13 protein-coding genes and 1 pseudogene are annotated in these 11,344 nt (G+C 66.5%); 12 read left to right on the top strand and 2 right to left on the bottom strand.

Annotated features, from left to right (window positions below; all coding sequences use genetic code 11):
• The 4 genes and pseudogenes from ACTWPW_RS60455 to ACTWPW_RS60440 all read left to right on the top strand — a co-directional run.
• Nucleotides 1-427: pseudogene (locus ACTWPW_RS60455) on the top strand (transposase); the annotation flags it as partial.
• A gap of 13 nt (nucleotides 428-440) precedes the next feature.
• Nucleotides 441-812: a LysE family translocator gene (locus ACTWPW_RS60450; protein ID WP_443174451.1), complete on the top strand. Its 372-nt coding sequence runs from the start codon at nucleotides 441-443 to the stop codon at nucleotides 810-812.
• A 392-nt stretch (nucleotides 813-1,204) separates the two neighbouring features.
• Complete coding sequence (locus tag ACTWPW_RS60445; protein WP_443174453.1) at nucleotides 1,205-1,462, top strand: hypothetical protein; 258 nt, start codon at nucleotides 1,205-1,207, stop codon at nucleotides 1,460-1,462.
• Complete coding sequence (locus ACTWPW_RS60440) at nucleotides 1,431-1,670, top strand: zinc ribbon domain-containing protein (RefSeq protein WP_443174450.1); 240 nt, start codon at nucleotides 1,431-1,433, stop codon at nucleotides 1,668-1,670. The genes ACTWPW_RS60445 and ACTWPW_RS60440 overlap by 32 nt, the downstream gene beginning before the upstream one ends.
• Before the next feature lie 195 nt (nucleotides 1,671-1,865).
• Here the strand turns inward: ACTWPW_RS60440 and ACTWPW_RS60435 are convergent, their stop codons facing one another.
• Together ACTWPW_RS60435 and ACTWPW_RS60430 are read right to left on the bottom strand one after the other, a co-directional pair.
• On the bottom strand, nucleotides 1,866-3,311 hold the full coding sequence (locus ACTWPW_RS60435) for an MFS transporter (protein WP_443174449.1): 1,446 nt from the start codon (nucleotides 3,309-3,311) through the stop codon (nucleotides 1,866-1,868).
• Nucleotides 3,312-3,431: 120 nt separating this feature from the next.
• Nucleotides 3,432-4,112, bottom strand: a complete 681-nt coding sequence (locus ACTWPW_RS60430) for a TetR/AcrR family transcriptional regulator (protein ID WP_443174448.1) — start codon at nucleotides 4,110-4,112, stop codon at nucleotides 3,432-3,434.
• Nucleotides 4,113-5,018: 906 nt separating this feature from the next.
• On the opposite strand from ACTWPW_RS60430, the gene ACTWPW_RS60425 reads away from it, so the two are divergent.
• From ACTWPW_RS60425 to ACTWPW_RS60390, 8 genes are all read left to right on the top strand, one after another.
• The gene (locus tag ACTWPW_RS60425; protein ID WP_443174447.1) at nucleotides 5,019-5,357 is read left to right on the top strand and encodes a transposase; all 339 of its coding nucleotides are present in this window, start codon (nucleotides 5,019-5,021) and stop codon (nucleotides 5,355-5,357) included.
• Nucleotides 5,358-6,237: 880 nt separating this feature from the next.
• Entirely contained in the window at nucleotides 6,238-6,555 is a 318-nt protein-coding gene (locus ACTWPW_RS60420) for an AzlD domain-containing protein (protein WP_443174446.1), read from the top strand.
• The gene (locus ACTWPW_RS60415; protein ID WP_443174445.1) at nucleotides 6,552-7,271 is read left to right on the top strand and encodes an AzlC family ABC transporter permease; all 720 of its coding nucleotides are present in this window, start codon (nucleotides 6,552-6,554) and stop codon (nucleotides 7,269-7,271) included. Before ACTWPW_RS60420 ends, ACTWPW_RS60415 begins: the two co-directional genes overlap by 4 nt.
• 1,335 nt (nucleotides 7,272-8,606) lie before the next feature.
• Nucleotides 8,607-9,170, top strand: coding sequence for an RNA polymerase sigma factor (locus tag ACTWPW_RS60410; RefSeq protein WP_443174444.1), 564 nt, complete (start codon nucleotides 8,607-8,609; stop codon nucleotides 9,168-9,170).
• Nucleotides 9,170-10,105, top strand: coding sequence for a CU044_5270 family protein (locus ACTWPW_RS60405; RefSeq protein WP_443174443.1), 936 nt, complete (start codon nucleotides 9,170-9,172; stop codon nucleotides 10,103-10,105). The genes ACTWPW_RS60410 and ACTWPW_RS60405 overlap by 1 nt, the downstream gene beginning before the upstream one ends.
• Before the next feature lie 51 nt (nucleotides 10,106-10,156).
• Nucleotides 10,157-10,372 carry a winged helix-turn-helix domain-containing protein gene (locus tag ACTWPW_RS60400; protein ID WP_443174442.1) on the top strand — a complete coding sequence of 72 codons (216 nt, stop codon included), beginning with the start codon at nucleotides 10,157-10,159 and terminating at the stop codon, nucleotides 10,370-10,372.
• Nucleotides 10,373-10,597: 225 nt separating this feature from the next.
• The gene (locus ACTWPW_RS60395; RefSeq protein ID WP_443174441.1) at nucleotides 10,598-11,215 is read left to right on the top strand and encodes an RNA polymerase sigma factor; all 618 of its coding nucleotides are present in this window, start codon (nucleotides 10,598-10,600) and stop codon (nucleotides 11,213-11,215) included.
• A partial coding sequence (locus tag ACTWPW_RS60390) for a transposase (RefSeq protein ID WP_443174452.1) occupies nucleotides 11,197-11,344 on the top strand: 148 nt, incomplete at its 3' end. The genes ACTWPW_RS60395 and ACTWPW_RS60390, both read left to right, overlap by 19 nt.

Genomic DNA, 11,344 nt, shown 5'->3' with positions numbered 1-11,344 from the left:
CGGGTGGTGGGCTGGTCGATCGCCGACCACATGCGCACCGACCTGGTCGCCGATGCGCTGAGGATGGCCGCGGCGACCCGGGGCGGCCTGGCCGGCTCGGTCTTTCACAGCGATCATGGGGCGCAAGCAATACACCTCCAAGGACTACGCCGCCCTGTGTCGCCGGCTGGGCGTCACCCAGTCCATGGGAGCGGTCGGGACCAGCGCCGACAACGCCGCTTGCGAAAGCTTCCACGCCTCTCTCAAACGCGAGACGCTTCAGGGCGCACCCCACTACGGCGACGCCGCCGCCTGCCGACGCACGGTCTTTCGATGGCTGACCCGCTACAACACCCGCAGAAGGCATTCGGCCAACGGGCACCTCAGCCCCGTCGCCTACGAACACCTACACCAGCAAAGATCAAGTAGCCTGACCTTGGCCGCATGACACACCCCAACGCGTGTCCACTTCCGTGGGGGAAGGCCCAACGTCCGGCTTCGGCGAACGGATCAGGCCACCGGATGGACGGATCCTGGGCCGGGCGATGCTCACCAACCTGTCCAACCCAAAGATCATTCTATTCTTCGCCGTGTTCCTGCCACAGTTCACCCGGACCGGGCATGCACCGGTATCGGTGCAGATGCTGACGCTCGGCCTCATCTTCCTGCTCATCGGCCTCGGCTGGGACAGCTTCGTCGGCATCTTCGCCGGCAAACTGGGCGACGTGTTGGCAAGGGGCAGCCGGGCCGCGATCGCGCTGAGCGTGGGCGCCGGCCTGACATTCGGCGTACTGGCGCTGACCCTGCTTCGAGAGGTGTTGTGGGGCGGCTGAGGCCGATCACCGATCGGCGGCCGGATGCGATGCCCGCCGACCGGGGTGGAACGTGTTGCGGTAGACAATCGGCGAGATACCGACTGATCCACCGTGAGCGGCTCATGCAGCTTGAGCAGCGCCCATTCGTACAGTTGTGTCAGCTCTCAGGAACGTTGCGGCCGCACGGGCGGGTCGATGTACTGGGCCTGGCCACTGGCGCGGTGCGGGGCGGTGACGAGCAGGTAGCAGGCCTGACTGATGGCCTGGCTGGCTTGTCACAACATCGGAGGGCGCGCACGTGGCCAACCCGCGCCATCTGGCCGCCACGGCCGGACAACGCGCCGGCGCACAGCGCGGCCTGCCCCGCAAGAAGCCAGGCTGCACGCGCGGCCCGTAAGGCCGTCGCGCGGGTGGCCGCCCTGCACGCCAAGGTACACCGGCAACGCCTGGACGCCGCCCACAAGGCAGCGCTGGCGCTGGTCCGCCACGACGACCTGATCGTGCACGAGGACCTGCTGATCGTGAACATGACCAGACGGGCGGCGGCCAAGCCGGACGGCGCGGGCGCTCACCTGCCCAACGGCGGAAACGGCCAAGTCCGGGCTCAACCGTTCGATCCTGGACGCGGGTTGGGGAGTGTTCCTGCAGGTCCTGTCACACGAGGCTGAAAGCGCCGGTCGAGACCTGATCGCCGTGAACCCCGCCGGCACCTCCCACACCTGCTCGCGGTGCGGGCACGTGGCGAAGGACAACCGCGTCACCCAGGCCACGTTCGCCTGCGTGACGTGCGGGCATGCCGCGAACACCGACGCGAACGCGGCGGTCAACATATTGAGGGCAGGGCTTGCCCGTCGCCAGGCCGCGCCAGCGGCTTAGCGAGAAGCCGCTCCCTGCAGGAAGCGGAGGAGCCACCAGCCTTTGACGTGCCAACTGCCCCGCCCACGTGATTTCCCGGCGACCCCGCTGTCCGCTCGCCAGCCGCATTGTTAAGGACCCGTTAAACGTGGCCCCTCCCCGCCTTCGGCATGCAAGGTGACCAGTCCTGCTTGTCCCGGTCCGACCGCCTCCGCTTCACCCTCGTTGTGCGCGGGAGCCACGCAGGGCTCCCCAGGCGATCAATGCGGCTACGGCCAGCAGTCCAGCACTGACTAGGTAAGCCGCACTGAAGCCGCTGGTGAGTGCGTCGGCCGATCGGGGATCAGTGGCGGCGCCGGTAACGGTAAGGGCGAGAACGTTCAGGAAGGAGAGGCCCACGGCCCCGCCGAGCGCCTGGGTGGCGTTCGTGAGTGCACCAGCAACGCCGCTGTCATCGGGCGGGACATCATGCATGGTGAGGTTGACGATCGTAGTGAGCGCGGCACCCACCCCGGTGCCGACCACGAGCTGAGTGACCAGCAGGACGGCGTAGCCGCTGTGGGGGTCGATGGTGGCGAGCCCGGCCATGCCTAGCGCTCCCAAAGCCATGCCAGCGATCACGACAGTTCTGGGGTCAACGCGAGCAGGTAGCCTGCCGGTGCCAAGTGCTCCGATCAGGATGCCGACGGCCATGGGGATGAACGCCAGTCCCGCCTGCAGTGCGGAATAGTGCTTGACGCCTTGCAGGTAGTAGGTAAGGAACAGGTAGGCGGCGTAGAGGGCACCGCCAGCCACGAAATTGATCGTATGTCCGCTGCCGCGAACTCGGTGCGCGATCACCCTCAGAGGCATCATTGGGTGTGCCGACCGGTGCTCGATCAAAATGAACGCCGCCAGTAGCGCTGCTCCGGCCAAGCCGAAGCCCAGGGGCTCGGGATGCAGCCAACCGCGCCCTTCTGCCCGTGAGACAGCGTAGATCAGGGCCCCGATTCCGAGCGTGGCGGTCAACGCGCCGGGCAGGTCGTATGCCTTCGGTCCGCTGGATCGGCTCTCGCGCAACACTCGAGCCGCTGCCACCATCACGATCGCTACGATCGGGATGTTGATAAGCAAGCACCAGCGCCAGGAGGCGTATTCGGTGAGTACACCCCCGAAGATCATGCCTGCCACTCCCCCGGTGCCGACGGCGGCGCCGAAGACGCTGAATGCCTTGGCGCGTTCGGTGCCATCGGTGAAGGATGTGGCGAGCATGGCCAGTCCGGCGGGAGCGAAGAAGGCTCCCGCCAGCCCCTGACCGGCTCTGCCAGCCAGCAGCGACAGCGGGTCCTGGGCCAGTCCGGCAAGCGCCGAGGCAAGCGCGAAGCCGGCCAGCCCTGCGAGGAAGATCCTCCGGCGGCCGCGCAGGTCGGCCACCCGGCCACCGAGCAGGAGGAAGCCGCCGAAGGTCAGCGAGTAGGCAGTCACCACCCACTGCCTGTCGCCGTCGGACATGCCGAGCGCGGCCTGCGCCGAGGGCAGCGCGATGTTGACGATGTTGGCATCGAGCACGATCAGCAACTGTGCTGTGACCACCACCCACAGCACTTTCCATCGTCGGGGGTCGCCTGCACCGGGGAAGCCCGGTTCGACGACAGCTGTCTGGTTAACCTGCTTGCGCTTCATCGCGCCTCCTGATGTTCCACGCGCATACTTTACGACAGGATGTCGAAAAGTGTGAAAACAGGAAACCGCACCTGGCACAGGCGAAGGAATGAAGCGATCTGCGTGACGGTGTGGGCGTCCTTAACGGCAGCGCTGGGCCACGCCGTCCAGGAAGAGTTCCAGCTTGTGCTCGAACCAAGCCTCCGGCGGTCCCGTCACCGCTGTGACCAGCACAGCTCGAAGCCTCTGGTCAAAACTGTCCAGCCAAGGCTCTATCAGCTCGCGGCGCCGTGCCTGCTGGTTTAGCGACTGCTGCGCCGTCGGCTCGCCTTCCGGTCCGCCGAGGAACGCCTGCACGACCAGTTCGGCGATCATGTCCATGATCAAGGTGGCGTCCTGACCGCTGAACCCGAATTCCAGTAGGGCGACACCAGTCCCGTTGTAGCGGCGCACCAGATTGGCAGAGGTCAGCCGAAGGGTGACGATCTCCTGTGCGAGGCCGGGATAAGACGCGTACAGACGCCAGTGCGCCCAAGCCGTGGCGGTCAAGAAGGCACGCCAGTCCTGCCCGGGCTCGGGCCACTCGATCGCATCCACAGCGTGATCCACTGCGGCCGCGGCCAGCTCGTCCCGGCTGCGGAAGTATCCGTACAGCGTCGAATGTGAGGTGCCGAGCCTCTTGGCTACCGAGGCCATGGTCAACTTAGCCAGGCCGATCTCCAGGGCGGCGGCCACGATGGCCTCGCGGTCGGCGAACGGCGGCCGGCCCATCCGGGCCGATGTCGTCCCTCGTACGACCTTTCGCCTGACGCTCTCGCGCATCTGCCCCTCCTGAGTAGCCTTCTCGCACGGATGCCGTGGGGAGACCATGCTGCCACTGCAGCTACGTCGTCCTGACCGCCAACAATCTTCATTCTCGCTTATCCCTGAGCACCGAGGCAGGCCCTGTGCGCTTACAAGGCTGCCAACGCGCCCCAACCCAAGGAAGGGGGCGCGTGGGGACGATCCGGATGCAGGCCTGCCACGGCGATCAGGAAGCGCGCGTAAGGCGCTGTGGGTCATCATCGACGGCCAGCCCGACCGCGCCGCCACCTCAGAGCCCCGTTTGCTCATCCCTTGACCCTGTTCGATCTCGACGAACGCCTGTTCGGTTCGGTGCGCGCAAGAGTGGCCGGCTGCCTACAGATGGACAGCGGCCCTGTGGTGCTCGTCAACGTCAGTTCGTGAGCCGCGCGTGGGTAGGGGGCTGATCGGGTCAGGGCCATCGACAGCATGATCAGACACTTCGCCGCTGGTGACCCGAAAGCGGCGGGCAGTGCACCCGGCGCGATGTCGCTCGTGCCCGCTCAGAAGCCTACGCTGATTCGACCATGCCCTGAAGGCGATGGGCTCGCTGGTGGCGAAGGCGACGGCCGACTTGAGCACACCCTCCGAGCTGAGCTTCGTGAGACTGAGGTCCCTCGATCCGGCCGAGCGCGAGATCGGCTGCTCCTGGGCAGCCTGGCACAGACCGACGAGTCGCTGCCAGGACGGGTGCTGTTCGCGGTCCTGGAGGCGGCCGCGTCGGAGACCAATCACGCCGTCCACGCCTCGATCGCGAACGCTGCGCAGGTGACGTGCGGGCCGCGCCCGAGGTGCTGTGTCTGGCAGCACAGCCCGATAAGAATCTCCGGGAGTGCATAGCGTGATCGTTGCCGATGAGTTGCGAGGTGAGCGACGCGGAGGGTAATGGGGCGATGCGCCGATACACGAGGCGTCCTCCCGTCACCTCCCAGAAGACCGAGCACGGCACCGACTGTCGACCCCATCACCTCCTGCCGGGCGCTGGAGTGTCGCAGTCCTGGTTCTATACCGGGAGAGCCGTATCGGCGACGGCGCGCCGACCGCTCGTCAGCGCCGGCGGGCTGCCTGGATGCGGAGATCACCCGCTCGTTCGAGGCGTCGGGAGACACCTACGGTTCGCCTCGCGCCACCCGCGACCTGCACGAGGCGGACTGGCGGGTGTCGGAGAACTCGGCCGCGGCGAGGATGGCCGAACTCGGCCTGGTCATCCGCAGACGCCGTTAGCCGCACTCGCTGACCCGGCAGGGCAGGGCCGGCCGCCCCGGCTTGGCCCTACGGACGTTCACCGCGCCCGCTGTGGAGGTGCTGTGGAGGTGCTGTGGAGCGGCGATGTGACACAGATCGACCCTCGGGTAGTGATCGGCGGCGAGTTCGAGCCAGATCCCGAGCCCATGTACAGATCACCGGTACGCCATCCCCGCGTGTGGCCAATGAGCGCGAGCACTCCACCATGGGAGCCAGGGGAAGCCCAGCGCAGCGATGCCAGCAGGGCTATCGTGCATGTCGATCGAGCACAGTCCACCGGCTAAAGACGATTTGTCGTGACATGTGCGTGCTTCGGTTGCATCGCCTATATACCCCTGCTAGGTTCGGGTATGGGCTGATAGCTGTACGCTGGAGGAATGGGATGTGGCATCCGCCGGGCCGCCTCACGCCGGCATCCCGACATGTCCAGCACGAGTTAGTCGTCTAACCACCCTCATTCAGCGCGATCCCCTCCGCCTGTCCATGCCATCGGGGCAGCGGAAAAACGGCCATGCGCTCATTTCAAGAGAGCCAGCGAGTACGCAAGAGGATTCATGTGCCAGCTCCACGTCGTCCCCAAAGAGTTCATCTCGAAGGACATGCTTACCGATCTGAGCGACGGACTCGGACCGCCCGTCGCACGGAAGCGGTGACACACACCAGGCGTCCTGCTCGTGCACTCCTCGAATGCTCCCACGGGTGTCTGACAGCGAGGACTGAGTCATTACCTGGGTGCGATTCGGCGTCTCGCTTCAGATCGTGGTCAGCGGGTCGGGGGTCACCCCCCTCAATGTGCCGCGCCCGGGCTTCCCGGTGCGATCGTTGCAGAAGCGGTCAACGATGGAGGTATGTCGCTCTGATGACACTGTTCACGATCATCTTTATGGGCGTGATCGTCTTTGTACTACGGTTTTCATTCTTCGCCATGCCGAAGGACTGGACCGTGCCAGTAATGCTGGAGCGGTCATTGTTCTACGTGCTGCCTGCCGTCCTCATGGGGATGCTGATTCCCGGCGTCCTGCTCACCGCTGGAGGTGAGTTCCGCGCGCCGCTGAACCCGTACATGATCGGAGCTGCTGTCGGTTTCGGCGTCGCCGCGTTCCGGCGCAACAATTTTTTCCTCGTGTTCGGCTCCAGCGTTGCCGCGTTCGCCCTGGCGAAGGTCGTGCTCGGATGAGGGGCGAGGCAAGCCGCGGCGCACGCGACGTCGTGCCTATCCTGCTCGGGGCGGTGCCGTTCGGCGTGCTGTTCGGCGCACTGGCGGCCGAGGCTGGCTTCGGTGTGCTCAATACGCTGCTGATGTCGCTGATCGTGTACTCGGGCACGATGCAAATCATCGGTCTTAACATGATCGTGACGGGCACCGCCTGGCCGCTCATCGCGTTCGCCTCGTTCATCGTGAACTCGCGGCACGTGTTCTACAGCGCCGCGCTGAATCCGCACGTGCGCAAATTGTCGCTGTGGTGGCGGTTGGCGCTCAGTTACGGCATGACCGATCAGATCTATGTCCTGGCGGAACGCCGGTACGCGGCGAAGGACGAAAGCCCACACCGGCACTGGTACATGCTGAGCACCTCTGCCCTACTTTTCGCCGCCTGGTTCGTCGCGACCTACATTGGGTTCCAGTTCGGTGATGTGCTCAAGCAGTTCGAGGATCTCGGTCTGGACTTCGCCCTCTACGCCACCTACATCGCGCTCGCGGCATCATCGTTCGCCGACTTTCGCACCGTCGCCGCAGGACTGTCCGCCGGACTGTTCGCGGTGACACTCGTGGACATCCCCTACCAGGGTGGGCTGCTCATCGCGATTGTCGTCGGGGTCAGCGTTGGTCTGCTGGGCGAGCGACTGGCCGCCACCCGCGCGTCGCGCTCGGGAGGCAACAATGACGGTTGACACCCTGGTCGAGCAAAAACACACAGTTGTAGATCATTAGCGTGATACGGGTGAATGCCAGCGGTGTCAGCGACGCCGGCTGAGCTTTCCCCAAGACCGGGTAGTTGGCACGTCCGCGGGTTTGGCAAGGGAACCGGTGGATGTGCTGCGGCGTGCCGTGGTCAGAACGGATTGTGCGTATGTGGCCGCTCTCAGCCCAACGCGAGAGCGGCCTCATACATGCTTCGAGGGCGATGTCGCCCAGGTGGCGGGCGATGCCTCGAGGCCGCCAGGAACCGCCGGGATCTTCCTGGAGGTGGGCCAGGGCCCCTTCTTCCTGCGGCCCTCAGTCGGAGCGGCAAACCGGCCGTCCTGGAAAGCTACGGGAAGCGGGGCACGCGTGGGCGGCGGCGACAGGATGGCGACGGTGAGGATGGCGACGGTGAGGGTGGTGACGGTTCGGCCGTGATCGGGCCGGCTGCCGCGAAGGCGCTCGTTTGGGCGTGAGATCGGTGACGTGACCTTGTAGATGCTGACTCGCGGGCGGCGGGGTGGGAGCAGACCGGCCAGGACGCGGCGCCCGATGGCACCGACACAGGCGACAGGCGGTCGGAAACGTCGGGCGGCTGATGACCTGGTCGCGAGCCGTCTGCAGGGCGAGGGAAAGGCAGCAGCAGTCGGGGTAGGTGCCAGGCAGGAACTCGGCCGCGTCAACCATCACCGACCGCACGGGCTGCGAGGCTCCGTACCGACCACATCTCCTGCCCCAGATCGGGCAGGGTCGTCTGACCGGCAGCACCCCGCCCCGCGTGATCGTGAGGCCGAGCGCGTGGCAGGCCGATGCGCGTTCCCATCGCTGGTGGTATCGGTTGCCCCGGGCGGTGGCTGGATAGCGGCGTGCGTCGGTCACGTGGCGGCTAAGCGGTAGGTGCCGGTGAAAGTGGTGCCACCCGCGCAGGTCACCGACACGTGAGCCTCGCCGACGCGGATCTGCAGCGCCCCGACCAGCGACAGGTATGACGCCCCCAGCGCCGGAGTGCGGTACGAGGGTTCCGGACCGCAGGACGGCGTAGCCGCTGGTCAGCGTACGGCCAGCGGCCGCCCCGATATCCCTGGGCTTGGATCTCGCGGGTGAGTCCGCGGCGTCGGCGCAGCCGTCGATTGACCCGCTGGTTCAGATAGGGCAGGCAGGAGGCTCGAGCGACTGATCTGAGGGCGCGGGCAGCCTCGCATACGTGCTGCTTGCGAGCGGCAGGCGGCGGGCATCACATTGGCCGCCGTGTGACGGCTCTAGGGAACCCGGTGGCGCCCTTCGGGAGACAGCAGGGTGAAATACCTACTCGCGAAGGAGAGGCGTTGAGTGCTGAGACGGTCGAGATCGACGACGGAGAACTGATCCGTCGTTCGGCGCACGACCCAGAGCAGTTCGCGGCGCTGTTCGACCGCTATGCCCAGCAGATCCATCTGTACGCGGCTCGGCGGCATGGCGCGCAGGCCGCCGACGACATCGTGGCAGAGACGTTCCTGGCGGCCTTTCGCAGGCGTGGGACGAATGACCCGTCGTTCGCGCTGGCTAGGCCTTGGTTGTACGGGATCGCCACCACGTTGATCGCCAGGCATCGGCGTCAGGAGGAGCGGCTGCTGCGGGCGCTGGGCCGTACCGGGGTGGACCCTTTGCCTGAGGCACTGGACGACACCGTGGCACGCCGGGTGGCGGCGCAGGGCAGGGAGCGTGAGCTGGCGGGGGCGCTGGCGTCGTTGCCCCGTGGGCATCGGGACGTGCTGCTGCTGGTGGCGTGGGAGGACATGTCGTACGAGGAAGTGGCGCGGGCGCTGGACATCTCTGTGGGGACTGTGCGGTCACGACTGCACCGGGCGCGGAAGAAGGCCAGGAACGTGCTAGGGGATGAGGAGCTGTAGTGAACAAGCTGAAGGAGTTTCGCCGGAACACCCCGGCGATGACTGACAACGCCGCGACTGCTGCCAAGGCGCGGCTGATGACAGCGATCCACGAACCGGAGGCCGTGCGCAAGCCGGCCGCGTCCGGGACGAGAAGGTTCGGCTGGCAGATCGCGGTGGCGGCGGCTCTTGCCCTGGTCGTCGGCGGGACCGTCGTGACGCTCAGGGACCAGCCGGACATGGCGCCGGTGGCCGGCGTGGCCGAGCTCGGCGAGCGTGCGGCCAGCGCGGCCGAGAACGACCCGACGCCCGCGCCGGGCCTCGCGCAGTGGCTCTACATCAAGGAACTGCAGCTGGCCGGCATCGAGGCTGACGTCGGCCGGGACCGGCGCGCCACCTGGGAACGGTGGACCAGCGTGGACGGCAAGCAGTCGGCCTGGTACCAGGGCGGCAAGCTGATGTTCCAGGGCAGCGCGGTCTTCAACCCGGCTGAGCTGGCCAAAGCTTCTGTCAGCCCGGCTGGGGTGATCGCCAGGATCAAGGCGGCCATCCTCGACGAGGACCGCCGGGGGCCGCAGGAGCTGAAGGGCCACGTCCCGCCGGTGATGCTCTTCATGGAGATCAACCAGCTCATCTCCGAGCAGTGGCTCGCCCCTGAGGTGCGGGCCGCGCTCTTCCGTGCGCTGCCCACGATCAAAGGCGTCACCATGACCGAGGACGTGCCCGTCGCCGACGGACGGCGAGGCGTGGCCTTCAGCCTCGACGACGATGGGGCACGGCAATCGCTCGTCCTGGACCCGCAGACTTTCCGGTATCTGGGCACCAACTCGACGCGGCTGCAGGACCGGACGTACGCGCAGGCCGATGGCAGTAAGGAGACCCTCAAGGCGGGCATGGTGAGCCTGACCGCGCAGTTGGAAGCCACGATCGTGAACCAGCCCGGCCAACGCGCCTGATCGCAGCCGCGGCAGTAAAGGCGTTGGTCCAGGGGCTGCCATCGCCAGGACTTGGGTAGGCGCCGGGTAAGGGGGCGCGTCCGCTGGGCACTGCGGGCGGAGCTCCAGCGCGGTCCACTGGCCTGGGGATATGGCGAGAATCAGCGCTGGACACCGATGCGGATCAAGACGCTGACCGGGCGGCTGTTCCACATCGGCTACACCATCGAGGGCATGGGCAGTCTGATGCACCGCCACTGCTGGTCGGTCCAAGTACCGTCGTGGTGACGTCGGCACGGGGCGCGTGGCCGAGAGGGCCGACGTCACCAGTTCGGGAGGCACTTGGCGACAGCTCCCAGGCAGACCGTCGCTGACATATGACGGCACCTGCGAGCCCCCCCCGCCCGGCGGATCGCAAGCCAAAAGCTGAGGGGCTCCGGGTGACATCCGGCCTCGCCGCGACACCTATCGAGTAGGCGGTGCGGCCTCGTACTGCCCGATAGGAGGCGGAGTTTGAGCGACCAGACCGGCTTTACTGGCCTGTTCGAGGAGTATTACGAGGCGGTGCTGCGATATGCATGGCGGCGGGTTGGTGCGGCAGACGCACCGGACGTTGCTGCCGAAACGTTCCGTATTGCCTGGGAGAAGTACGATCGGCTCCCTCACGACCAGCCCTTGCCCTGGCTCTACACCACGGCCCGCCGCGTGGTTTCGAACCACATCAGGAGCAGCAAACGGCGTGACGGCCTGGTCGCTTCGCTGGCAGATGGTCTTCTCCGACATGGTGACGAAAGCGACCACGCGGCCATCGTGGCCACCCGCCATGCCGCATTGGCGGCCCTCGACGATTTGAGCGAGGACGATCGTGAACTCGTGCTTCTTCTGGCATGGAAGGGCTTGATATTCACCAGGCGGCAAAGGCGGTCGGCTGCTCGTGGCCAACTGCCAGGATGCGGCTCCATCGTGCCCGAAAACGGCTACACCGACTGCTCGCAGACGATGGTCAGCCCACCGCTACCCGTAGCTATCTGGAGGGGCTTACGTGAACAGCGACCTAGGAGCTGTTTCTTAGATCTCATGACGGTGGGTGGCGAGGATGTCACGCTTGGCGTATGGGTCGTGGTGATCTGACGAACTCCGAGTGGGAACGTCTCAAGCCGCTGCTGCCCGCGGGCGGCACGCGTGGTGGCCGCTGGAGCGACCATCGAACGGTGATCAACGCTGTGCTCTATCGGACCAGGACCGGGGTGCCCTGGCGGG

The organism is Nonomuraea sp. KM90 (assembly GCF_052246675.1).
Lineage (GTDB): Bacteria > Actinomycetota > Actinomycetes > Streptosporangiales > Streptosporangiaceae > Nonomuraea.
Note: the sequence above shows the minus strand (reverse complement) of the source record. Positions and strands in the feature narration are given on the sequence as shown.

Excerpts from the sequence above, each read along its gene's own strand:
- ACTWPW_RS60430 (WP_443174448.1), bottom strand. The coding sequence starts at position 4,112 with ATGCGCGAGAGCGTCAGGCGAAAGGTCGTACGAGGGACGACATCGGCC.
- ACTWPW_RS60435 (WP_443174449.1), bottom strand. The coding sequence starts at position 3,311 with ATGAAGCGCAAGCAGGTTAACCAGACAGCTGTCGTCGAACCGGGCTTC.
- ACTWPW_RS60415 (WP_443174445.1), top strand. The coding sequence starts at position 6,552 with ATGAGGGGCGAGGCAAGCCGCGGCGCACGCGACGTCGTGCCTATCCTG.
- ACTWPW_RS60420 (WP_443174446.1), top strand. The coding sequence starts at position 6,238 with ATGACACTGTTCACGATCATCTTTATGGGCGTGATCGTCTTTGTACTA.
- ACTWPW_RS60425 (WP_443174447.1), top strand. The coding sequence starts at position 5,019 with ATGGGGCGATGCGCCGATACACGAGGCGTCCTCCCGTCACCTCCCAGA.